Origin of the sequence: Anaeromyxobacter dehalogenans 2CP-1, assembly GCF_000022145.1 — a bacterium.
Classification (GTDB): Bacteria; Myxococcota; Myxococcia; order Myxococcales; family Anaeromyxobacteraceae; genus Anaeromyxobacter; species Anaeromyxobacter dehalogenans.
The window spans coordinates 3,275,126-3,297,786 of record NC_011891.1; the positions used below are offsets into that span (position 1 = coordinate 3,275,126).

Annotated in this window: 16 protein-coding genes; 7 read left to right on the plus strand and 9 right to left on the minus strand. The window is 73.9% G+C overall.

Annotation, left to right across the window (positions count from 1 at the left end; all coding sequences use genetic code 11):
• Window positions 1-62: 62 nt before the first annotated feature.
• From A2CP1_RS14945 to A2CP1_RS14955, 3 genes are read right to left on the minus strand one after another with little or no spacing between them, the layout of a single operon-like run.
• Window positions 63-713: an acyltransferase gene (locus A2CP1_RS14945; RefSeq protein ID WP_245529791.1), complete on the minus strand. Its 651-nt coding sequence runs from the start codon at window positions 711-713 to the stop codon at window positions 63-65.
• A 35-nt stretch (window positions 714-748) separates the two neighbouring features.
• A complete protein-coding gene (locus A2CP1_RS14950) occupies window positions 749-1,582 on the minus strand; it encodes an SGNH/GDSL hydrolase family protein (RefSeq protein WP_012634031.1) in 834 nt (277 codons plus the stop codon).
• A gap of 30 nt (window positions 1,583-1,612) precedes the next feature.
• The gene (locus A2CP1_RS14955; protein WP_012634032.1) at window positions 1,613-2,605 is read right to left on the minus strand and encodes a glycosyltransferase family 2 protein; all 993 of its coding nucleotides are present in this window, start codon (window positions 2,603-2,605) and stop codon (window positions 1,613-1,615) included.
• A 168-nt stretch (window positions 2,606-2,773) separates the two neighbouring features.
• Here A2CP1_RS14955 and A2CP1_RS14960 point away from each other — a divergent pair, with 168 nt between their 5' ends.
• Window positions 2,774-4,690, plus strand: a complete 1,917-nt coding sequence (locus tag A2CP1_RS14960; protein WP_012634033.1) for an alpha/beta hydrolase — start codon at window positions 2,774-2,776, stop codon at window positions 4,688-4,690.
• Between the two features lie 20 nt (window positions 4,691-4,710).
• Here the strand turns inward: A2CP1_RS14960 and A2CP1_RS14965 are convergent, their stop codons facing one another.
• The 3 genes from A2CP1_RS14965 to A2CP1_RS14975 form a co-directional block, all read right to left on the minus strand.
• Window positions 4,711-6,213, minus strand: a complete 1,503-nt coding sequence (locus A2CP1_RS14965; RefSeq protein ID WP_012634034.1) for an oligosaccharide flippase family protein — start codon at window positions 6,211-6,213, stop codon at window positions 4,711-4,713.
• Window positions 6,213-8,312: a TIM barrel protein gene (locus A2CP1_RS14970; protein WP_012634035.1), complete on the minus strand. Its 2,100-nt coding sequence runs from the start codon at window positions 8,310-8,312 to the stop codon at window positions 6,213-6,215. Before A2CP1_RS14970 ends, A2CP1_RS14965 begins: the two co-directional genes overlap by 1 nt.
• A gap of 212 nt (window positions 8,313-8,524) precedes the next feature.
• The gene (locus tag A2CP1_RS14975; protein ID WP_012634036.1) at window positions 8,525-9,499 is read right to left on the minus strand and encodes a glycosyltransferase family 2 protein; all 975 of its coding nucleotides are present in this window, start codon (window positions 9,497-9,499) and stop codon (window positions 8,525-8,527) included.
• Window positions 9,500-9,770: 271 nt separating this feature from the next.
• On the opposite strand from A2CP1_RS14975, the gene A2CP1_RS14980 reads away from it, so the two are divergent.
• From A2CP1_RS14980 to A2CP1_RS14995, 4 genes are all read left to right on the plus strand, one after another.
• Window positions 9,771-11,156, plus strand: a complete 1,386-nt coding sequence (locus A2CP1_RS14980) for a hypothetical protein (protein ID WP_012634037.1) — start codon at window positions 9,771-9,773, stop codon at window positions 11,154-11,156.
• 81 nt (window positions 11,157-11,237) lie between these two features.
• Window positions 11,238-12,221 carry a glycosyltransferase gene (locus tag A2CP1_RS14985; RefSeq protein ID WP_012634038.1) on the plus strand — a complete coding sequence of 328 codons (984 nt, stop codon included), beginning with the start codon at window positions 11,238-11,240 and terminating at the stop codon, window positions 12,219-12,221.
• 12 nt (window positions 12,222-12,233) lie between these two features.
• Complete coding sequence (locus A2CP1_RS14990; protein ID WP_012634039.1) at window positions 12,234-14,123, plus strand: asparagine synthase-related protein; 1,890 nt, start codon at window positions 12,234-12,236, stop codon at window positions 14,121-14,123.
• A gap of 94 nt (window positions 14,124-14,217) precedes the next feature.
• On the plus strand, window positions 14,218-15,393 hold the full coding sequence (locus A2CP1_RS14995) for a glycosyltransferase family 4 protein (RefSeq protein ID WP_012634040.1): 1,176 nt from the start codon (window positions 14,218-14,220) through the stop codon (window positions 15,391-15,393).
• Between the two features lie 110 nt (window positions 15,394-15,503).
• On the opposite strand, the gene rffA is transcribed toward A2CP1_RS14995, so the two are convergent.
• Window positions 15,504-16,625 (minus strand): dTDP-4-amino-4,6-dideoxygalactose transaminase, encoded by a 1,122-nt coding sequence (gene rffA / locus A2CP1_RS15000; protein ID WP_012634041.1) that lies wholly within the window; start codon window positions 16,623-16,625, stop codon window positions 15,504-15,506.
• A 133-nt stretch (window positions 16,626-16,758) separates the two neighbouring features.
• Window positions 16,759-18,519 carry a PKD domain-containing protein gene (locus A2CP1_RS15005; RefSeq protein WP_012634042.1) on the minus strand — a complete coding sequence of 587 codons (1,761 nt, stop codon included), beginning with the start codon at window positions 18,517-18,519 and terminating at the stop codon, window positions 16,759-16,761.
• Window positions 18,520-18,744: 225 nt separating this feature from the next.
• On the opposite strand from A2CP1_RS15005, the gene A2CP1_RS15010 reads away from it, so the two are divergent.
• Together A2CP1_RS15010 and A2CP1_RS23005 are read left to right on the plus strand one after the other, a co-directional pair.
• Window positions 18,745-20,130: a GumC domain-containing protein gene (locus tag A2CP1_RS15010; protein WP_012634043.1), complete on the plus strand. Its 1,386-nt coding sequence runs from the start codon at window positions 18,745-18,747 to the stop codon at window positions 20,128-20,130.
• Between the two features lie 177 nt (window positions 20,131-20,307).
• Window positions 20,308-21,522, plus strand: a complete 1,215-nt coding sequence (locus tag A2CP1_RS23005; protein ID WP_012634044.1) for an acyltransferase family protein — start codon at window positions 20,308-20,310, stop codon at window positions 21,520-21,522.
• Here the strand turns inward: A2CP1_RS23005 and A2CP1_RS15015 are convergent.
• On the minus strand, window positions 21,407-22,660 hold the full coding sequence (locus tag A2CP1_RS15015) for a glycosyltransferase (protein WP_012634045.1): 1,254 nt from the start codon (window positions 22,658-22,660) through the stop codon (window positions 21,407-21,409). The genes A2CP1_RS23005 and A2CP1_RS15015 overlap by 116 nt on opposite strands.
• Window position 22,661: the final 1 nt, after the last annotated feature.

Sequence of the window (22,661 nt, forward strand, 5' to 3'; positions counted from 1 at the left end):
AGGCTAAGGGTCTTGTGAGGTTGTGGACGGACATGTAGGCATACGCTCACCGTGATGGTCCTTCAGCCTCGCGCGCCCGGAGCCCGCGGCGTCGCGGCCGCCAGCGGCGCCCCGTCCCGGAGGCGGATCTCCTTCGCTGGAACGCCCGCCACGATCGCCATCGGCCGCACGTCCTTGGTGACCACGCTGTTCGCGGCGACGACCGCACCGGCGCCGATGCTGACGCCCTTCAGCACCACCGCGCCGCGGCCGATCCAGGCGCCCTCGCCGATGTGGATCGGGCGGGATGTGTGCGGTTGTGTGCGGACGAGCCCGTCCGCGGCCAGGCCATGATCGGCGTCGCGGATGCTGACGTACTCCGCGATGAGCGCGTCACGCCCGATCGAGATCTCGGAGTACGCCACGATGAACGCTCCGGCGTTGATCCGGACGTGCGCGCCGAGCTGGATCCTCCCCCCCTCGCAGGTCTCGAGGAACACCCGGCGGCCGAGGCGGCAGTGCTCGCCGAGCTCCAGGCGCAGCCGCCCGCCCGTCTCCACCGCTCCATCGAACTGGGTGGTGACGGGTACCGTCCCGTCCACGCGCGCGCGAAGCCGCGCGAGCCGCCAGAGCCGCTGGAGCGGCGCCGCCGCGGGCTCCGCCACGCGAAGGAGCACCGCGAGCAGCGTCGCGATGCCGCCGACCATCCCGACCGCCAGATGCCTTGCCGCCATGACTCCCCCAGGCGCGAGCCGCCGCCGCGAGCGCCTCAGCGCGCCGCCGCCGGGGCCGGCTCGCGCGGCACCGACGCGATCACCGACGCGAGGGCCCGGGCCGCGCGTGCCCGCCCCTCCGCGTTCAGGTGCCCGCCGTCGTCCGTGTACGCCGGCACGAGCGACGGGACGGCCCCGCCCTGCCAGGCGGACGTCTCCGCGCTCCCGTCCGGGCGCGTGGACTCCACGCGCGCGAGGTCGAACAGCGGCGCCTTCCCGCCGTACTCCCGACGCATGAGCGCGTTGAACTCCTCGCGGCGCGCGTTGTGCTGCGTCCCCCACCGCGGCTTGCCCAGGAGCTCCTTCGCCCACCCGCGCACGCCGCCCTCGACGGTCTGGAGCGGGGCGGTCACGTGCACGAACGTCGTGGCCGGGCTCACCGCCTGGAGCTCCGCGATGGTCTTCCGGTAGGCGGCGAACAGGGACGCCACGTCGGTGTCGGCGTGGATGTCCACGTAGCAGAACTTGAGCAGCGCCACCTCGGCCCCCGCGCCCTCGCCGCCGGGGGCGAGCGCGGCGGAGAAGCTCCGCAGCTTGCGCATGGGGTCGCCGTTCTCGGCGACCGCCTCGTGCGCGAAGGTGCCCGCGCCGACGCCGGGCGCGCGGGCCTCCACGATCCGGAGCGGCACGCCCTGCTGCGCGGCGAGATCCTGGAGCCCCTGGATGACGTTTCCGCCGACCGACTGGTGTCCGAAGAACACCCGCCGCTCCGAGACCGCCTGCAGATCGCGCCGCTCGCGCGGCTCGGCGCGCACGCGCGAGGCGACCGCCATGGCCGCGAACGCGACCAGGCCGAGGAGTGCGTGGACGGCGAGCGGCGGGGTCGTCATGGTCGTCCTCGGTCCGGCAGGAGGCAGGCGCTACGAGGCCGCTCGGAACGAGTCCGGGACCTCGCCGCGTGGATTCCACACCGACGCCTGGCGCGCGTCCAGCTCGGCGGTGGCGCGCCGCTTGCCCTTGAGCAGGCACTGGAGCTGGTAGCGCCGCAGGAAGCTGCGGAACGCCGCGTCGCCGTAGCGGGGCGCGCCGGCGAGGAGGCTCCGCAGGTAACCGTAGAGGATGGCGACGCCGCCGACCACCAGGGGCGGGCGGGTCATGCGGAACGCCGCGCTCGCCAGCAGCCACAGCGGGCTCGTGCCCATGAAGTACTGGCCGGAGCCGTGCCGCGCCCGCCCGGTCCACCAGCTCTTGTGGCTGGTGCCCATCGGCCGGAGGTGCAGGAAGCGCAGCTCGGGCTCGTCCCACGAGGTCGCGATCCAGCCTCGCTGGCGGCAGCGGTGCGTGTCGATCCCGTCCCACATCACCGCGCGGACGAAGCCGCCGATCTGCCGGAAGCACGAGACCCGGTAGAACTTGCTCGCGCCCACCGAGACGTCGTCGCCGATCCGCTCCGAGACGAGGCGCGGGTCCGCGCCGAGCGGGAACGGCATGGGCGTGCCCGCGTCCCCGCGCACGTAGTACGCCTTGCCGGAGCAGGTGCCGAGGCGTGGCTGCGCCTCCATCCGGTCCATCAGCGCGGCGAAGTAGCCGGGCGGCAGGTCGAGGTCGAGATCGAGCTTGCAGACGTAGTCGAACGCGTCGAGGTCCACCGTCTCGAGGCCGGCGTCGAACGCCTCGATCACCCCGCCGCCCACCTTCCGGTCCCCCCGGTCGGCGCGGCGGAGCACCCGGATCCAGGGGACGCGCGCGGCATACTCGGCGAGGATGGCGGGGGTCTCGTCCTTCGAGCCGTCGTCCACGATCACCCAGAGCGCGGGCGGCTCGGTCTGGGCGATGACGGAGTCGAGGGTCCGGCGCGCGAACCGGGCCTCGTCGCGGCAGGGCGTGATCACACAGTACGGTCGCGGGGTCATGGCGTGGCGTCTCGACCGTGTACCGCATCGCCGCGACCGGACAAGTCCCGCGCGCGGACGGCACGACCGCCCCATCGCGTGGCCGCGTGACACCGGGCCAAGGGAGCCTCACGCGGCACGGACGCGTCTGGGCGCGGGCGCGCTCGGCATGGGATAATCGTACCGGCAATGCGCGATGCGAACATGGCGGGCCGCCCCCCGGCGGCGACGGACGAGCAGGCATTCTACTTCACCAGCGCCGGCCGGCGCCTGTTCGCGGTCCTCCATGCGCCGCCGGATCCGGCGGCGTCCCGCGGAGGGTGGCTGCTGTGCGCCCCCTTCGGCGAGGAGCGGGGGTTCGCGCAGCGCACCTGTGTCGAGTGGGCGCGCGCGCTCGCCGCCGCGGGCCACTGGGTGCTGCGCTTCGACGTGCGTGGCTACGGCGACAGCGAGGGGCTGTTCGAGGAGTTCACGGCGGACGACCACGTCGAGGACGTGCTGGCGGCGCGCCTGGAGCTGGAGCGGCGCGCGGGCGTCCGGTGCGAGGGGCTCTGGGGCCTGCGCCTGGGCGCCACGCTCGCCACGCTGGCGGCGGCACGCGGCGGGCTGGACGTGGCGCTCGCGCTGTGGGAGCCGGTGGTGAGCGGAGAGCGCTACGTGGACGGCCTGCTCCGCGCCGTGATGGTCAAGGAGATGACCAACACCGGGCGCGCACCGCGCACGCGCGACCAGCTCCGCGAGCACCTCGCCGCGGGCGGCCAGGTGATCGTGGAGGGGCATCCGGTCACCGAGGCGATCCACCGCTCCATCGCCGACATCGACCTCGGCGCGCCCGTGGCGCCCGCCCGCGGGCCGGCGTTCATCGCGCAGATCTCGGCCCGCGCCGAGCCGAGGCCGCGCCGCGACCTGGAGCGGCTCCGGACCGCGCTCGGGGACGCGCGCCTGGAGCTGATCCAGGCCCCGCCGCCCTGGCAGCAGAACGACGAGTACGCGGACACGGTTCGCCCGGCGGCGCTGTTCGAGGCGACGCTGCGCTGGATCGCGGCGCTCCCCGCCACCGCCCCCCTCCCCGTCCACGCGGCGCCCGAGCCGCCGGCCACGGAGTGGCGCGCCGCCGACGGCTGCGTGGAGCGTGCGGTCACGATCCCGGCCGCGAGCGGGACGCTCCGGGCCATCCTCCACCTCCCCGAGACCGTCGACCGCTCGCGGCCTGCGGTGCTGATGGTCACGCCTGGCTTCAACTGCCGCACCGCCCGCTACCGGCTGTACGTGCGGCTGGCGCGCGAGCTGGCCCGGCGCGGGTGGGTGGCGCTCCGGCCGGACCCGCACGGCATCGGCGACAGCGACGGCACCATCGATCACGCCAGCGTGGCGGACCTCTACAACGACATCGAGAACGGGGTGTTCGTGGAGGACACGCGGGCCGCGCTCGCCTTCCTGGAGTCTTCGATCGGCGTCGGGTCGGCGTTCCTGGTCGGCCTCTGCGGCGGCGCCAACACGTCGGTGCGCGTGGGCGCCTCCGACCCGCGCGTGGCGGGCGTCGTCGCCTCCGAGCTGCCGTTCCTGCTCACGCCGCACATCGGCGCCGACGAGGCCGCCGCGCCGGTGCCGGTGGCGCGCGCCGCGGCGGACCACTTCCTGCGGTCGTATGCCCGCAAGCTGCTCGACGCCGAGGCCTGGCGGCGCTTCTTCAGCATGAAGAGCGACTACCGGAGCCTGCTCACGTCGCTCCGGGTGGCGCTGGTGCGGCGCCTGTGGCCGCGGCGGGCGAAGGCGGACGACGCCTGGTTCCAGGCCCGCCTCGGGCCGCTGGCCAACCTCGGGCTGGTGGCGGCCTTCCGCGGTTGCCTGGCGCGGCGCATCCCCGTCCTGTGCCTGTTCGGCGCGACGCACAACTCCTGGTACTTCTCCGAGCTCTGGCCGGGGTTCCGCACGTCGGCGGGCGGCGCCGAGGCGCGCGTCTCGACGAAGAGCATCCCGAACGCCGACCCGGGGTTCTCGCTCCCCGAGCACGCCCGGGCGTTCCTCGACGCCGTGATCGGCTGGGCCGAGGCGCGCGGCGGATCGGTCGCCGAGGCCCCGCCCGCGGCCCGTCGCACCGCCTGAGCGGCGCGCCCGGACGGCCGCTAGCCGCGCCGGGCCGCCAGCGCGCCGCGAATCTTCTCGACGTACCAGCGCACGGGCTCGCGGTTCATGGCGAGCCAGGCGGCGAGCGCCGTCGCGCAAGCGACGGCGACGGCGAGGACGCTGCGCGAGCCCAGCAGCTCCAGCACGAGCATCCCCGCGCCGGCGGCCACCACGAGCTTGACCGTGCGCCCGGCGTCCCCCGCCAGGATGTGCAGGCCGTCCCTGCGGCACCCCAGCGCCAGGAACAGGTACCGTGGCAGATCCGCCACGACGACGCAGGCGAGCGCGACCTCGAACCCCCATTGCCGGAACGCGAGGGGGACGGCGCCGAGCAGCCACACCAGGCGGGCCGCGTTCGACGCCGCGAGCCACTTCACCCGGCCGCCGGCGAGCACCACCGACGCGGTGAAGTGCACGAGCGAGCTGCCCCAGATCCCGAGCGCGAGCAGGCGCACGATCCAGCTCGCCTCGGCGTAGCGGTCGTCGTACAGCACCTGGACCACCAGCGGGCCGGCCAGCATCAGCACCAGCGCGCCGGCGCCGGCGAGCAGCGCCATGGACGCGTTGGCCCGGCGGTACGCGGCCTCCAGGTCGGGATCGCTCCGGCGCATCTCCGAGAACATGGGGAAGAAGACCCGGAACGAGATGGCGGCGATGAGCGCGGTGGGGGCGTCCACCAGGGCCAGGGCGATGTTGTAGACGCCGAGGCGCTCGAGCGGGAGCACCTTCCCGAACACCAGCCGGTCGCCCTGCTGCGCCAGGAACATCACCGCCGAGCTGACGAACACCCACTTGCCGAAGTGCAGCATGCTCGCCGCTGCTTCCCGGTCCCAGCAGAAGCGGTTGCGGACGCCGCCCATCACCACGTGGCTGAGCACCGTGCGGATCGCGCTCGCGGCGATCGTGCCGGCGAGCAGCGCCCAGACGCTGCGGGTGAGCCAGGCGCCGGCGATCATGATGACCGACGCCGAGACCTGTACCGCCAGATCGAACAGCTGGAGCCGCGCCATCCGGAGGTCGCGGTTCGCGGTGTCGATCGCGGTGGAGACGAAGCCGTCCAGGCAGGCCGCCAGCCCGGCGACGGGCAGCATCCACATGAGCTGCGGCTCGCCGTACATCCAGGCGGCGGGCCACGCCACCGCGAAGGTGGCGAGCCAGAGCAGGAACCCGCGCGCCACCTGCACCGTCCAGGCGGTGTTCAAGAACGCCGCGTCGGACCGCCGGTGCTGCACGATCGAGGCGCCGATGCCCAGGTCCGAGAAGAGGTGGACCCCTTGCAGGCACACGTTGACGAGGAGCATGAGCCCGAACGCGCGCGGGAACAGGAGGCGCGTCAGGACCAGGTTCGCGCCGAAGCGAACGACCTGGCTCGCGCCGTAGCCGACCGCGACCCACGCCGAGCCCCTGGCGACGCGGCGGCCCAGCTGCTCGAGCGCCGGCGCCGGCGTCTCGTCCTCGGGCGTCAGGGGCGGCGGCGCACCGGCAGGTTGCACGTTCCGCATCAGAGCACGATCCGCTGGCCGGTCTCGCTCGAGCGGACGAGCGCGTGCTCGACCCGCATGAGCTCGAGCGCGTCGGCGCCGGTGACGGGGATCTCGCCGCTCCGGCGGTAGGCGACGTAGAACGCCTCGATCGAGCGCTGGAACGAGAGGGCGAAGCCGGCCGGCGCGTCGCCGTGGCGCATCCGGAGATCCACGCGCTTCCGCGTCGAGGCGGTGAGCGTCCCGATCGCGTCGTTGTCGAGGATGCCGCTCAGGCTGACGCACCCCTGGTCGAACACCGCGTCCAGGGTGAGGAGCAGGCCTTCGGGATCGAGGAGGCCGGAGCTGACCAGGCTCGCGCCCACCCCCTCCTCCGTCTCCAGCGTCGCCACGCAGTACGTCGAGGGGATGTACAGCATCTCGTGGGCGTACGCGTTCCACCGCTCGAGGCCGCGGGTGCCCGGCTCGTCCTGGATCGCGCCGGAGACGGCGCGGATCCGGCCGCCCAGGAAGCGCACCAGGTCGAGGACGTGGTGGTGGACGCCCGCGCTGGAGAGCGCGCGGAGCATGCGGAGCTCCCCGAGCTCGCCCGACTCGCGGAGCGCGCGGATGCGCTGGATGCCGGGCAGGAAGCGCCAGTTGTAGTTGACGCCCAGCACGCGCCCCTTCTCCCGGGCCGCGCGGACCATGTCCTCGCCGCTGGCCAGGCTCTCGGCCATGATCTTCTCGCAGAACACGTCGGCGCCCGCGTCGAAGCACATGAGCGTCGTGTCGCGGTGCGTCCACTCGCGCGTGCAGTTCACCACCAGGGTGGGGCGGACCTCGCGCAGGAGGCGGGCGGCGTCGGTGAACGAGGGGCACCCGAGGCGCGAGGCGAGCAGCTCTGCCCGCTCCGGCCGGACGTCGCACACCCCGGCGACCTTCACCCCCGGCAGGCGCAGGAAGCCCGGGCCGTGCTCGAACCGACCGGTGTAGCCGCAGCCCAGGAGCGCCACCCGGATCTCCGCCAGGTCGGCGCCCGGCAGCGCGGCCATGGGCCGCGGCGGGATCTCGCTCGCCATGCGGCCCACCTGCCACCCGGCGTGCCAGCCGGCGCGGTACTTGACCTGCCGGTACGGCACCCAGTTCGCCCGGACGTGGCGCGCGAAGCGGACCGGCGGACGCAGCACCGCCTTGAGGCGCGGGTGCGCGATCACGAACTCGCGCGGGTGGCGCGCGGTCCAGGCGGCGGTGTCGAGCGCGCGGAACCACCCCTGGCGCCGGACGCGGCTCTCCAGCGGCAGCGGCTCGCCGTGCAGGATCCGGCGAACGTGCTCGCGAGCGTAGCCGAGCTCGCGCTCCACGATGGCGCGCGACGAGGGCTCGTTCTCCAGCTCGAAGTTGAAGTCGCCCGCGTACCCGTCGCGCAGGAGCGCCTCGATCAGCGGGAGGTAGTCGCAGTCGCCCTTGCCCGGCGTGACCGTGACCTCGCCGCGCAGCGTGTCCCGCAGGTGCACGTGCGCGATCGGCACCCCGAGGCGCGCGGGCGCGTCGACGAGCGGCGCGCGGTTGCCGCGCTGGACGTGGCTCGTGTCGAGCGTGCAGGTGATGCGCGGATCCGCCACCCGCTCGAACAGGCGGGCCGCCTGCGCGACGTCCGCGGCGAGCGTGTGCGCGTGGGGAGCCTCGAGCGACAGCGTCAGCCCGGCCTGCTCGGCGAGGTCCAGGTAGCCCCGGATGCGCGCGGCGACGATGCCGGCGGTCTCCTCCCATTGCTCGGGCGGGACCAGCGGGCCGGGCGGGAGCGTGAGCACCCGCGCGCCGATGCGCCGGGCGAGGCGCATCGTGGCGCGGATGCGCCGGTCCACGAGCGCGAGGTCGTCCGACACCAGGTCCCCGGGGTGGAGGTTCACCGACGAGACCGCCAGGCCGCGGGCCGCGATCGCGGTCGCGATCGCCTCGCGCTCCGCGTCGCCCAGCGCCAGCGGGTCGACGTGGTCGCAGTGGCCCGGAACGATGCCGAGGTCCACGCGGTCGAAGCCGTGGGCGCGCGCTCGGTCGAGCGCGTCCTCCAGGCGGTCCCACGCGCGGAACGTGAGCAGCGAGCAGCCGACCCGCCCGAACGCGGCCTCGGTGCTCACGGGACCTGGTTCCTCGCGATCGACTTCGCGTGGCACGAACATGTCTTCCCCCCCGGGCATCGCCCCGGCCGCACCGCGCAGCGCCCGCCGGCAGCCGGATGCATACCCCCGGGCCGCGCTGGAATGAAGTCCTGTGATCACCGGAGCGCCGGCCGCGTCCGCCGCCCGCCCGATGCGCCGCGCCCTGACGCGCAGGCCCACCGGGGCGGAGCCTAGGGCCTACGCACCTCGTTCAGGGCGAACCCGGCGCCGAACACGCTGTGGCGGTATGCGTCCGCGAGCATGTGCGGCGGATCGAGGTCCGGTTTCCCCTGCAGGCGCCGCCGGAGCCGCCACACGGCGAACCCGGAGATGAACGCCGCGTCGGCGAGCGCCGCGTACGTCCGTCCGTAGTTCTTGAGCAGGAACCGGCGGCGCGCCTGGAACCAGTAGGCCGGACGTCGCCTCATCCGGTCGGAGATCCCGCTGGAGGCGCCCTCGAGGTGGATCACCCGGCTCTCCGGGACGAACCACGTCTCCCAGCCGGCCCGGCGCGCCCGCAGGCACAGGTCCAGGTCGTCGAAGTACGTGAACAGCCCCTCGTCGAGGAGGCCGATCTCGTCGAGCATGGTGCGGCGCAGGATCATGCTCGCGCCCGAGACCCAGTCCACCGCGCAGGCCGCCGCCGGCGTGCGCATCACCACGGCCCAGCGCGAGAGCAGGCGCGACACCGCGCCCAGGCGCAGGCCTCGATCCAGCTCGGCCGCGAGGCTGCCGAACCGGAACGGCGACGCCTGGACCGCGCCCTCGGCCGACAGCAGCGTGCTGCCGCCGATCCCCGCCGCGGGCGTCCGCTCCATGTGCTCGACGAGCGCGCCGAGCGCCCGCGGCTCCACGCGCGTGTCCGAGTTGAGCAGCAGGACGTACTCGGGCGGATCGTCCGAGGCGAGCGCCCGGCGGATCAGGAGGTTGTTCCCACCGGTGAACCCGAGGTTCGAGGGCGAGGCGGTCACCTCGGCCCAGTCCCCCCATCCATGCTCGGAGACCGCGCGCTGCAGCCGCGGGTAGGCGTCGGGCTGACCGCTGCCGTTCTCGAGCACCGCCACGCGGAAGCCGGCCGTGGCCGCCACCTCCGGCTCCAGCGAGCGCAGGCAGTCGATGGTCAGATCGGTCGTTCGGAAGTTCAGGATCGCGACCAGCAGCTTCATCCCCCGACTCGCTCCTCTCGCGCGGCGCCTGCTTCCCGGTAGCTCGTGCTTCCCACGGCCGGCCGCGGGAGCGCAACAATGCGTCGGGGCGGCGTCCCAGCGGCGAGGCTCGATGGGGCGCCCACGAACAAGTGACGCTCGCGGTGCCCCCCGACCCCACGACAGGCACCGGGAGGGCGCTCGCTCGCTGGAATCCCGGCGCGCGATGTGGCCTGATGCGGGCCGTCCCGCCGCGTGCGGCGGCCGAGGCCGCTGCCACGCCGCCCTCCGCATGGCTTCCGCGAACGCCCTCGCCACGATCGCCCTCGCGCTGTTCCTCCCGGCGATCTACCTGCTCATGCAGTCGCTCGGCCCCCGCCGAGGCGTGCTGGCGGCGCTGCTCGGCGGCTGGATGTTCCTGCCGGTCTTCGACGGCCGCCTGAACCTGCCGTTCCTCTCGAGCAAGCTGACGTTCGTGGCGGGCACGATCCTCCTCACGAGCCTGGCCTTCGACTCCCAGCGGTGGCTGCGGCTGCGCCTGCACTGGGTCGACCTCGCGGCCGCCGCCCTCTGCGCCGGCCCCTTCGCGACCGCGCTCGTGAACGGCCTCGGCGCCTACGAGGGCGCGTCGGCAGCCGTCCAGTCGTTCTTCGCCTGGACCGCTCCGTACCTCCTCGGCCGCGTCTACTTCGGCGAGCCGAGGGAGATGCGCGAGCTCGCGGTGTGGCTGGTGGGCGGCGCCCTGCTGTACCTGCCCTTGTGCCTGTGGGAGATCCGGATGAGCCCGCAGCTGCACCGGCAGCTCTACGGCTTCCACACCGTCAGCAGCTTCGCGTACGTGGTCCGCTACGGCGGCTACCGGCCCGCCGTCTTCATGCAGTTCGGCCTGATGGTCGGGACCTTCATGGCCACCGGCGCGCTCGTGGCGTACTGGCTCTGGCGCACGCGCGCGGTGACGCGGTTCGCCGGGCTGCCGGCGGGCTGGTGCACGGCGGCGCTCGCGGTGACCACGCTGCTCGTGAAATCCACCGGCGCGATCATCCTGCTCGCCGGTGGCATCGCCCTCCTGGAGGGGACGCGCAGGCTGCGCCACCCCGTCCTCATGCTCACCGTGACGCTCCTGCCGGTCGCGTTCGTCGCGGCCCGGATCAGCGGGTGGGCGGGCGCCGAGGTGATCAGCGGGGCCGCGCACATCCAGCCGGAGCGGGCCGAATCGCTCGCGTTCCGGGTGCTCAACGAGCAGATGCTCGTGGAGAAGGCCATGGAGCGGCCCGGCCTGGGATGGGGACGCTTCGGGCGCTCGCGCGTGTTCGACGACGACGGGCGCGACGTCTCCGTCACCGACAGCCTCTGGGTGATCCTGCTCGGCATGAACGGACTGCTCGGCCTCGTTTCGGTCGCGGTGCTGCTGCTCGCTCCCGTGCTGCTGCTGCTCGGGCTGGTCCCGGCGCGCCACTGGGACCACCCCGCCTTCGCCCCCGTCGCCGCGGTGTCGCTCGGGACGGTCCTGTTCGCGGTGGACTGTCTGTTCAACGCGATGACGAGCCCGGTGTTCCTGGCCATGTCAGGGGCGACGCTCACGTTCCACCAGGCGGTCCGGGCAGCGCGGCGCCGCGGCGCGCCCGCGGTCGCTCCGCGCTCCCCGGGCACGCCGCCCGCGGTCCAGACCGGCGCGTGAGGGACCCGTCGCGTGTCCCTCGCTCGCGCGGCCGTGGCCGGCCCGCGACCCGGCTATAGTCGCGGGCCGGAGCGCGGGGGGATGATGGAAGGACGAAGCGCGGAAGGCGGCCTCACGGTCGTCGTCATCGGCCTGAACGCGGCCGCGACGCTGGAGGCCTGCCTGCGCTCGGTGCACCGCGCGGTGGAGCGGTCCGGACGGATTGCCCGCATCCTCTACGTGGACGGCGGCTCGCGCGACGGCAGCGTGGCGATCGCCCGGCGCGCGTCGGCCGAGGTCATCCAGCTCCACACCGATCGGCCCACCGCGGCGAAGGGTCGCAACGCCGGGTGGCGCGCCGCCACCACGCCGCTCGTCCAGTTCGTGGATTCCGACACCGTCCTCGAGCCCGACTGGCTGGAGCGCGCCACGCTCGCCATCCAGGCCGACCCCCGCATCGCGTGCCTGTTCGGCCAGCTCCACGAGGCGAACCCTTCGGGCAGCATGTTCAACGCGGTGTGCGGCTGCGACTGGTACGTGCCGCCCGGCGACTGGCGCATGTGCGGCGGCAACGCGCTCTTCCGGCGCGAGGCGCTCCGCGAGATCGACGGGTCCGACGAGCAGCTCGCCGCCGGGGAGGAGGCGGACCTCTGCTGGCGGCTCCGGCAGCGGGGCTGGCGCATCGTGTGCGACGCCGCGGTCATGGGGCACCACGACCTCGCGATGATCGGCTTCCGTGCCTACTGGCGCCGCGCGGTCCGCAGCGGCTACGCGTACGCGCAGATCGGCGTGCGGTTCGCGCGCACCAGCGATCCCATGTGGCTCCGGGAGCTGGTCCGCAACCTCGTGGTCCTGCCGGCGGCGCTGGTCGTCGCCGTCGCGGTGGGGCTGGCGTCCGGTGGGACGGGGCTGGCGGTCCTGGCGGCGCTCGTCGCGGCGCGCCTCGCCTGGAAGTTCGGCGCGCTCCGGCGGCGCATCCCGAGCGCGCGCCTGCGCACGCTGTACCTCGCGCATCTCTCGTTCCTGCGGCTCCCGCTCTTCGTCGGCGCGGTGCAGTACCTGGCGCGCCGTCGCACCGCCGGCTGAGGGGGGATCGACGTGCCCGGGATCTTCGGCTTCGTCTCGGAACGGCCGCTCGGCGGCGCGGCCGCGCTGGCGCGCGCCATGGGCGCGCTGCTGTCGTCGCACGAGGGCCAGCGCTCGAGCGCCGTGGTCGGTGCCGGGTGGGCGCTCGGCGCCACCTGGGCACCGGGCCTCCAGCCGGACCCCGAGCCCTCCCACGCGTCCGGGACCTGGTCGGTGGCGACCGGCGAGGTGTATCCGTCGGGCGACGCGCCGACGGTCCCGCCCGCCTCGCCCCGGCCCACCATCCTGGCGGCGCTGGCGGCGGACGACGCGGCCCGGCTGGCGCGGGTGAACGGGCAGTTCGCGGGCGCCGTCGTCGACCCCGCCACCGGCGAGGCCACGCTGGTGTGTGATCGCTACGGCCTCCACCCGCTGTACTGGACGCAGCGCGACGGGGTGTTCGCGTTCGCCTCCGAGCTGAAGGCCCTGCTGGCGCTCCCTGGCGCCGGGCGGACCCTCGACCCGGAGGGCCTGGCGGCGTTCCTGCTGCTCGGCGAGCACTTCTCCGACACCACCCTCCTCTCCGGCGTGCGGATCGCGCCTGCGGCCGCCCTGCTCCGCTCCTCCGGCGGCCCGCCCCGCATCGAGCGCTGGTGGCAGGTCCGCTACGCCCGCACGGTCCGGCCCGCCGAGGAGGACGAGGCCGCCCGCGAGGCGGGACGCCGGTTCCTCCGGTCGGTGGAGCGGCAGACCGCCGGGACCGAGCGCATCGGCGTCCCGCTGTCGGGCGGCCTCGACTCGCGCCTGTGCCTGGCGGCCGTCCCCGCCGACCGCCGGCCGAAGGTGGATACGTTCACCTGGGGTGACCGCGGCTGCCTCGATCGCGCCTTCGCCGCCGGCGCCGCGCGACGGTGCGGGGTCCGCCACCTCGACTTCGACTACCGCTACGAGGCCCTCGTGGCGAGCGCGGCCCGCGGCGCGTGGATCACCGACGGGCTGGCGGGAGCCACCGACTTCCACATCCTGCCGTTCCTGGAGGAACTGGCGGCGCGCTCCGACGTCGTCCTGAACGGCTTCGCCGGCGACGCGCTGCTCGGCGGCAACTTTCACTGGCGCCGCGTCCGCGAGCTGTCGCGCGAGGGGCTCGTGGCCGGGACGTTCGCGAAGCGCAACGACGCCCTGCCGTTCCGGGAGCTGGAGGCGATCGCCGACGGGCCGGCGCGTGCAGCCGCCCGGGAGCTGCCGGCCTCGTTCGCCGCGTGCTTCGAGGCCCACCGGCAGGAGGACCCGCTCGGCACCCTGGACGCGTTCCTGCTCGACTCGCGCGTGCGCCGCTGGACGAGCTTCGGCACCCAGCTCCTGCGGGCGCGGCTCGTCTCGCGGGCACCGTTCTACGACAACGACTTCTTCGACCTCGTCGCGTCCGTGCGGCCGGAGGCCCGCACCGATCACGGCTTCTACCGGAAGGTGCTCCTCGGGACGTTCCCGGACGTGGCGAGCGTCGGCTGGCAGACCACCGGCTTCCCGGCGTCGTGGCCACCGCAGGTGTTCCGTCCGGTCGGCGTGGCCCTGCGTCGCGGGCTGGGCGCGGTCGAGCGGCTCACCCGCGGCGCGGTGCGCAGCCCGTTCCCGGTCGCCCGCCTGGCCAGGGCCTTCCGCGGCCCGCTCGCGCCGGCGCTCCATGCGGCGCTGTTCGATGGCGAGGGCCCGCACTGGGAGGTGTTCGACCGGCGCGCCGCCGAGCGGATCTGGCGGGACCTGCAGGGCGGCGCAGACGCGCGCGCGAAGCTGGTCGGCGTGCTCCTCACGCTCCGCCACTTCCTGGCCCAGTGCCGGGGCGAGCGCGGCGCCTCGCCGCTCGCGCCGGACCAGGTCGCGATCACGGCCTCGCCGGCCGCGGTGGCCGTCCGGGTGGACCCGTGACGGCATTCTCGCAACCGGACGCGCGCGGTGCGCGAGCCGGCGGCGGTGCTCGCGGCCTCCCCGTGTCGCGGCGCCGCCACATCCCTGAGGCAACATGACCCACGAGCCCACGGTGCACGTCGCAGCGTTCCTCGACCAGTTCTGCGACGGCAAGACCACGCACAGCTACGCGTCCGTGTCGGTGTGCGCGAACATGGCCGGGCCAGGCTTGTCGATCGAGCTGCACGTGCCGGCGGCCGTCCGCGGTGGCCGGCGCGAGTTCGTCCGCGCCGCCATCCCGGCCTGGCTCTGCTCCGGCTACTACCGGGCCGATCGCGAGGGACGCTTCGCCGAGCACCTTTGCACACGGAAGTTCCGCGTGGCGCTCCGGCGCGCGGACGTCGCCTACCTCTGGGCGTCGACGCCGGAGTCGGTGTACCGGGACGTGAAGGCTGCGGGGGTTCCGCTCGTGGTCGAGCGCGTCAACTGCCACCGCGCCACCTCGATACCGATCCTGGAGGAGGCATACCGTCGAGCGGGCATTCCCGCCGCCCACGGCATCACCGCGAGCTCGCTGGAGGAGGAACGGAGGAAGCTCGCGATGGCGGACTGGATCTTCGCCCCGAGTCCCCTGGTGAGGCAGTCGTTGCTGGACGAGGGCATCGCGGACGAGCGCATCCTGCCGATCAGCTATGGGTGGTCCCAGGAGCGCATCGGCAACACGCCGCGCCGCGTCGGTGCGCTGCCGGTGTTCCTGTTCGTGGGGTCCGTGTGCGTGCGGAAGGGCGCGCACCTGCTCGTGGAGGCGTGGACCGAGGCCGACGTTCAGGGGCGACTCGACATCTGCGGTCCGATCCTGCCCGAGATCCGCGCCATCGTCGGCTCGAAGCTCGGACATCCGGGCATCCGGACCCCCGGGTCGGTCTGGCCCTTCTCCCGGGCCACCGCCGAGGCGGAGGTGTTCGCGTTCCCCACCCTCGAGGAAGGCAGCTCGCTCGCGGTGCTGGAGGCCATGGCCTCGGGGCTGGCGCTCCTCACCAGCCCGATGGGCGCCGGAGACATCGTTCGCCACGGGCAGGACGGCTTCGTGCTCGACCCGTACGACAGGCCAGCGTGGGTCTCGGCGCTCCGGCAGCTCGCCTCGGATCCGGCGCTGCGAGCCCGGATGGGCGCATCGGCGCGTGCCCGCGCCCAGGAGTTCACGTGGCCGCGCGCCGGCGCGAACCGGCGCACGCGGCTGCTGGAAGCCTTCAGGACCGCGCGCCTGGCGGATCGTCGACGGGCCAGGTGATCGAGCGGGCCCGGTCCGTGCCGGTCGCGGCTCGACCGCCGCCGTGAGCGCCCGCACGTCGTCCGCCGGACGCGTCGGGCCGGGCCGGGAGCACCGCGGTTCCCGGGCGATCAGAGCGCGTCGACGAACTCCAGCGTCCGCGCGATGACCTCGTCCTGCTCCGCGTCCGTCATGTTGAAGAACAGCGGCAGGCGGACGAGGCAGTCGGTGAGCCGCTCCGCGCCGGGCAGCGCCTCGCCGCCGTGGAAGCGCTTCCCCATGGGCGAGAGGTGGAGCGCGACGTAGTGGAAGGGCGTGGTGATCCCGTGCGCCTTCATGTGCGCGATGAACCGGTCGCGCTGCTCGCGGGCGCGGAGCACGAGCCCCAGCAGGTGGTGGTTCGGGCGGTTCCGCGGGTCCGGGCGCACCAGGTACCCGCCCTTTCGCTCCACCGCACGCTCCAGCTCGCGGACGTACCGATCGTGGAGCGTCGCGCGTCGCGCCTGGATCCGCTCGAAGGCGTCGAGCTGCGCCGACAGGTAGGCGGCGTTCAGGTCCGAGAGCGCGTAGCTGGAGCCCACGTCCACCCAGGTGTACTTGTCCACGAGGCCGGTCAGGAATCGACGCCGGTTGGTGCCCTTGTCGCGCAGGTACTCGGCCCGCTCCAGCAGCGCGGGATCGGCCACGGTCAGCGCCCCGCCCTCCCCGCAGCCCACGTTCTTCGTCTCGTGGAAGCTGATCGCCCCGGCGACGCCGAACGTGCCGAGCGGCTTGCCGTCGAAGGTGGCCCCGAGCGCCTGGGCCGCGTCCTCCACCAGCGGGATCCGGCCGCAGCGGTCCAGCAGGTCGGTCATGTCGCACGAGCTGCCGGCGTAGTGGACCGCCACGACCGCGCGGGTGCGCGGCGTCCGGAGGCGCGTCACCTCCCGCGGATCCAGGTTGCCGTTCGGATCGACGTCGGCGAACACCGGGCGCGCGCCGCGCAGCACGAACGCGTTCGCGCTGGAGACGAACGTGTAGGAGGGGACGATGAACTCGTCCCCCTCCTTCACGTCGAGCAGCAGCGCCGCCATCTCGAGCGCGTGCGTGCACGAGGTGACCAGGAGCGCCGGCTGGCCGAGCATCCGCGCGAGGCTCTCCTCGCACGCGCGCGCGAAGGGCCCGCCGCCCGCGACGTGCCCGTGCGTGGTGATGGCCTCGGTGATGCGCAGGATCTCGGTGCCCAGCCACACCGGCTTGTTGAACGGAATCACTGTCCTTCCCCCCCGGCGCCGACCCACGGCGACCAAGGGCGGCATTCTCGGCGGAATGCAGGGGCCCCTCAAGTACCGTCCGTCCCGGTCTTCGGCAGGGGCGCGCCGTCCCGGCCGTGCAGCGCGGACGCGCTCAGTGGGACTCGTAGGCCCCCACGTCGGGCGCCGCACCGCGTGGCCGCGGCGCCCCGGCGAAGTCCGCGTGCACCTCGACGGTCGCCGCACCCGCATCGACGGCGGGCGACCGCGGCAGGAGCCGGTAGTCCTCGCGGGCGGGATCGACGAACGCTGCCGAGGTGGTGAGGAGGTTGTGATCCTGGAGGAGCCCCGGGATCGTCTCCCCTTGCACGAGCGTCGGGTGCCTGCTCAGCGGCGCGCTCGCGAGGTTGTTCCGGACCACCACGCCCCGAGCGCCAGGCTCCAGCCGCACGACGGCGAACGCGTCCGCGGCGTCCGTCCGGACGATCGTGTTGTTCACGACGCGCACGCCCTCGGGGTCCGGCTCGATCCCGCGGCGTCCGACGAGCACCGCGGTGTAGTACTTCGACGCCCCCGTCCCGTCGAACACGTTGTTCCGGACCATCACGTCGCGCGCCCAGATCAGGAGGTCCACCTGCACGCTCGCCTCGCCGTGCGTGCGGTTGCGCTCCAGCACCACGTGGCTCACCCGCTCGTCCTTCTCTCCATCCTGCGGGCCCACGGCCAGTGACCAAACCTTGCCGCGGACCAGATTGTCCGTCACCGTCACCCAGCGCGTCTCGGGACGCCCGTCGCCGTGCCCGGGGCCATGCAGCTTGAGCGCGTGCCGGGTCCCGCCGGGATTCCACAGCCGGTTGTGCGCGATCACCGCCTTGTGCGCCTGCCAGACCCGGAGCGCGTGCGTGCTCGACAGGTCGTGCAGGTCGTTGCCCAGGATCGCGAGGCGCCGTCCCCCCACGTACATGCCACCGGCCTTCTCAGCGGTGGCCTCGCAGTCGACCCATGCGTTGCCGTCGTGCGGGGTCGCGTAGATGGGCTTCCAGTCGCCGTTCCCGAAGCCGACGCGGAACTGCGTGGAGCGCACGCGGAGCACGAGCGCGTTCACCGTCTGGATGACGTTCGCGTACCCGATGGCCGTGTCGCGGTCGACGTTCGCTCCGGGCCCGACGAGGTCCAGATCCATCACCCGCCAGTCCGGGGCCCGGATGATGATCCCGCCATCGGCGCCGGTCGTCACCTTCAGCACCGGGCGCGCGCCCTCCCCGTACGCACCGATGATCCCGGGGCCGGGCGCCGTGAGCGTCACGCCCCCGGTGCTGAAGCTGTCTCCGCGACGGAGCAGCAGGCGCCGGTTCGGACCGCCGTTCACCGCGGCGAAGCCGCGCTCGAACGTGGCGAACGGTGCGTCCGGGCTGGTGCCGGGGTTGCGGTCGTTCCCGCTCGCCGCGACGTAGTAGGTCTTGCCGGCGAACGCCGAGACCGTGATCCGCTGCCGGTACGTCCGGCGCGCGCCCGCGGCGTCGGTCACGGTGAGCGTCGCGGTGTACACCCCCGGCGTCTCGTACACGTGCGCGGTCGTGTAGCCGGTCGCCGCGTTCCGGCTCAGCCCGGTGGTGCGCCACGCGCCCGCCCCGGCATCGCCGAAGTCCCAGACGTACTCGGCCGCCTCGGGATCGCGAGGCTGCTGGACACCGCTCCGCCAGACGAACGGCGAGGCGGGCCCCTCCTGCTGCGTGTCGACGGCGTCGAAGAACACCGCGAGCGGCGCGACGCCCGACGCGCGATTGGCCGTGGTCATGGGCGCCGGCTCGGGCGCGCCGGCGCCCGCCGGGTTCGCGGCGTGTGCCACGGACGCCGCGGCCCCCGTCGCCAGCGCAGCCAGCGCGGCCCGCCAGGCCAGGCCTCGAGCGGTCATGTCTCCCTCCCATGCGACGCGCCAACACGCGGGCGGCACGCCGCCACCGGGAGCACGCTAGCACACGGCGCTCCTGGCCCCGGGCGGCGCTCGCGCCTGCGAGGGGCCCCGTGTTCCGCTGACTCGCACCAGGCCGGCGCGCGCGATATCCTTCGCGAATCGCCACCGGAGCCGTGCTCGGGTGAGGCGGCCCCGCACCGGCCGTCGGAAGGGATTCGGAAGCGAATGACGCCCGATTTTCCACGACTGACCGACGGGTCGAGCTACGACGGCGGCTCATCGCCGGGGCCGAAGGTCACCCCGCTCGACTGGCTGAGGCTCACGGTGCGCGCGGCACGGCGCCGGAAGGTCGTCGCGATCGCGGTGTTCTCGTGCGCCTTCGCGCTCAGCCTGGCGTTCGCGGCGACGCGGAAGCCCGTATACCGCGTCTACACGACCATCCTGGCCCAGCGCTCCAGCGCGCTTCCCTCGGCCGCACGCGCGATGTTCGAGGACCTCCCCACCCGATCCGCGTGGGAGATCATCCACCGCCGCGAGAACCTGGTGGCGATCGTGAAGGAGACGCACCTCGCCGCGGGCGCGTCCGGCACCGTGGAACCCGACCTGCGCACGCGCGTCAAGCGCGCCCTGGGGATCGGACGCGCCTCGACGCCGATGGACCCGCTGGACCGGCTGGTGCTCGTGCTCGACAAGGAGCTCGAGGTCAGCACCGAGGAAGGAACCATCACGATCAAGCTCGACTGGCCCGACCCGCGACAGGCCCACGCGGTGGTCCAGGCCGCGCTGCAGAACTTCCTCGAGTCCCGTCACGTGCAGGAGGTGACGGCCATCGACGAGATCATCTCCGTCCTGCGCGGGCGCGCCGCGGTCCTCCGGAAGAACCTCGACGAGGTCATGGCCGACGTGCAGCACCGGCGCCCGCCGCCGACCCGCTCCACGGCGGCCCCGGTCGCCGCCGGCCCCAGCGAGGAGCTGGTGCGCCTGCAATCGCTGCTCGCCTCGAAGCAGCGGGCCATCGAGGATCTGGAGAACTTCCGCCGCAGGCGCATCGCCGAGGTGGAGGCACAGCTCCAGCAGGCGCTGAACGCGCTGTCGGAGGTCCATCCCACCGTCATCGGCCTTCGCCAGGAGCTCGCCGCGGCCTCGCGCGAGTCGCCGCAGATCGGGACCCTCCGCGAAGAGGAACGGAAGCTCCGGGCGCAGGTCGTCGATCGAGCGGCGCGTGAGGGGACGACCCCGAGCGCGGCGGCGCTCTCCGCGCCGCTGGTGGCCTCGGACACCACGCGAACCGGCGACGACCCGCGGGTCGTCGAGGCCCGCGCCCAGTACGAGCAGATGAACCAGCGCCTCGGCGCGGCGCAGGTGGAGCTCGAGGCGGCGCGCGCCGCGTTCAAGTACCGGTACAACGTGGTCTGGCCGCCGCAGGTCCCGCAGTCGCCGTCCGGCAACAGCCGCCTCGAGATCGCGCTGGCCGGGCTGCTCTTCTCGCTCGCGCTCGGCCTCGCGGTGGCGGCGGCCCCGGACATCGTCCGCGGGCGCATCATGCAGCGCTGGCAGGTGGAGCGGAGCCTGGAGCTCCCCGTACTCGGCGAGATGCGTCGTGACCGTTGAACCCCTCGCCGTTGCGCACGCCGGCGCGCGCGGGCGGCCCGATCTCCTTCCCTGGAGTGTGTCCGCAGCGCGCGCGGCATGAGGACGCAGGCAGGCTCGTTGCACCGCGGGCCCGTGGAGCTGCTCGCGCGAGGTTGAGAGGATGATCGCCTTCCCCGATGCTCCGGTGCGGCGGAGATGGCGAACCCGTCAATCGCGCGACCCCCACGCGCAGGCGCTCCCGAGCACGGCGCTGGCTCGTGCTCGCTCGCGGGCGGCCTGGCCATCGGGAGGGACGCGGGGATCGAGGCGCTCCGCGGCCTGGCCGTGCTGTTGATGGTGGCGGGACACGTCATCGGCGTGGACGCCGAGTGCGGGCTGCAGGTCGAGCCCGACTCCGGATGGCGGCGCGCCTACTACACGCTGGCCCCGGTCCGGATGCCGCTGTTCACGGCCATCTCGGGGTTCGTGTACGGGCTCCATCCCGCGGTGCGGCAGCACTGGCGGCGGTTCGCGTCCGGAAAGCTCCGGAGGCTGCTCGTGCCGCTCGTCGTGGTCGGCGGTGCGTTCGTCGTCGCGCGAGCGATCGTCCCCGGCACGAACGGCGGCGACTCGGTGCCGGGCCTGCCCTGGCTGCTGATCGTGCCGTATGCGCACTTCTGGTATCTCTACGCGCTCGCCTGGGTGTTCGCGCTCGTGGGGGCGCTGGACGCCTTCGGCTGGATCGCGCGGCGCTGGCAGCTCGCGCTGCTGCTCGCGGGCGCGCTCGCGCTGAAGGCCTCGGGGCTGCTCGAGACGCCCATCCTGGGCATCTCCCACGCGCAGTACTTGCTGCCGTACTTCGTCCTGGGGCTCGGGATCCAGCGCTTCTCCCTCGGTCGCGGCTGGCGGGCGGCGGGGGCGCTGATCGCGATCGGGACGATCGCCGTGGCGGTCCATCAACGCCACTGGGCCGGCGTGCCGTGGCCGAGCGAGCTCACGCGCTATGCCGTCAGCACGACCATCGGGCTCGCGGCGGTGACGCTCGCCCTGGTCCATCGCGTCGCGTGTGCCGCCCTCGCGATGCTGGGCCCGTTCTCGTACGGCATCTACTTGATGCACGTGTTCGGCACCGCGGGGAGCCGGATCGTCCTGCAGCGCGCCGGGGTGGACGATCTCGTCGTCCTGGCCGTGGTGGGGCTGGCCGCGGGGATCGCGCTGCCGGTCGCGGTCGAGCTCGCGATCGCGCGCAACCGCTACCTCGTCCTGTTCGTGCTCGGGCGCAGGCCGGCTCGGGGCCGCCCAGCAGGCGGCCCGCTCAGGCTCGCGCCGGTGCCGGCGTGGCGCGGACCGGCGCGAGCTGCTCCAGCAACCGATCGACGTTCGCCGCCAGCCCGAACTCGTGCACCACGTGGTCGAGCGCTGCCTCGGTGAGCCGTGCACGGAGCTCCGGTTCCTCGAGCATCCGGCTGATCTCCTCGGCCAGCGCAGGGGGATCGCCCGGCGGAGCGAGCAGGCCGGTCTCCCCGCTCACCACCAGCTCGGGGATCCCGGACAGGCGAGTGGAGATCACCGGGACCCGCTGCGACATCGCCTCCATCAGCACGACCGGGATGCCATCCATGTCGCCGCGCGCGTCCGGCTTGCACGCCAGGACGAAGACGTCCAGCGATCGCAGCCAGCGCGCGACGGAGCCATGCGGGAGGGCTCCCTCGAAGCGGACCCGGTCCTGCACCCCCAGGTCCCTCGCCAGGCGCTCGAGCGACGCGCGCTCGGGGCCGTCGCCCGCGATGCTCAGCTCGAGCGTCCAGGCCCCGCCGCCGAGCCGTGCCGCCGCCCGCACGAGGTCGTCCATGCCCTTCTTGTCGACGAGCCGGCCGAGCGATCCGACGCGGTAGTGGCCGCGCCGATCGAACCGTGGGAGGTCGCGGCGCGCGGCGAGGCTCACGCCGCACCGCACGACCGCGAGGTGCTCCTCCGGCACCCCGCGGGACCGCAGGAACGCCACGTTGTGCCGGGAGATGGTCAGGACCTTCCGCGCCCGCGCGGCCTTCTCGCGGAGCAGGATCCCACGCTCGAAGATGTCGTTCGCGTGCGCCGTCACCGTGAACGGGACCTCGGCGAACGCGGACGCGTACATCCCGATCTGCGCCGGGACGTGGGCGAAGTGGACGTGCAGGTGGGTACAGCCCGAGCGTCGCAGCAAGCTCCCGAGCCGCGCCCCGGCGAGCCACTGGTAGACGAGCTTCCAGGACGCGGGGCGGAGCGGTCCCACCGCGCGAAGATCATGGAGCAGCCACCGGAGCGCCCTCAGGCCGCGGCGCCCCGATCTCAGCGCCTCGATCGTGCCGGCGCCGAGCGCCGCCCACGGGCGGCCGCCATACAGCACGTGGGTGCGCCGCGCGAGCTCCTCCTGGCCCGACGCCACGGCCGCGGGCGCGCGCACGCTCACCGGGATCACCCGGATGCCCCGCCGCTCCAGGGCGAGCAGCTCCTCGTACACGAACGTGGCGGAGAGGGCCGGGAGCTCGGGCGCGAGATAGGCGACGACGATCTCGTCCTCGGGTGGCACG

Bases quoted from the DNA above. Each gene is read 5' to 3' on its own strand.
- A2CP1_RS14945 (WP_245529791.1), bottom strand. From the start codon at position 713: ATGGCGGCAAGGCATCTGGCGGTCGGGATGGTCGGCGGCATCGCGACG.
- A2CP1_RS14950 (WP_012634031.1), bottom strand. From the start codon at position 1,582: ATGACGACCCCGCCGCTCGCCGTCCACGCACTCCTCGGCCTGGTCGCG.
- A2CP1_RS14955 (WP_012634032.1), bottom strand. From the start codon at position 2,605: ATGACCCCGCGACCGTACTGTGTGATCACGCCCTGCCGCGACGAGGCC.
- A2CP1_RS14960 (WP_012634033.1), top strand. From the start codon at position 2,774: ATGCGCGATGCGAACATGGCGGGCCGCCCCCCGGCGGCGACGGACGAG.
- A2CP1_RS14965 (WP_012634034.1), bottom strand. From the start codon at position 6,213: ATGCGGAACGTGCAACCTGCCGGTGCGCCGCCGCCCCTGACGCCCGAG.
- A2CP1_RS14975 (WP_012634036.1), bottom strand. From the start codon at position 9,499: ATGAAGCTGCTGGTCGCGATCCTGAACTTCCGAACGACCGATCTGACC.
- A2CP1_RS14980 (WP_012634037.1), top strand. From the start codon at position 9,771: ATGGCTTCCGCGAACGCCCTCGCCACGATCGCCCTCGCGCTGTTCCTC.
- A2CP1_RS14985 (WP_012634038.1), top strand. From the start codon at position 11,238: ATGATGGAAGGACGAAGCGCGGAAGGCGGCCTCACGGTCGTCGTCATC.
- A2CP1_RS14995 (WP_012634040.1), top strand. From the start codon at position 14,218: ATGACCCACGAGCCCACGGTGCACGTCGCAGCGTTCCTCGACCAGTTC.
- A2CP1_RS15005 (WP_012634042.1), bottom strand. From the start codon at position 18,519: ATGACCGCTCGAGGCCTGGCCTGGCGGGCCGCGCTGGCTGCGCTGGCG.
- A2CP1_RS15010 (WP_012634043.1), top strand. From the start codon at position 18,745: ATGACGCCCGATTTTCCACGACTGACCGACGGGTCGAGCTACGACGGC.
- A2CP1_RS23005 (WP_012634044.1), top strand. From the start codon at position 20,308: ATGGCGAACCCGTCAATCGCGCGACCCCCACGCGCAGGCGCTCCCGAG.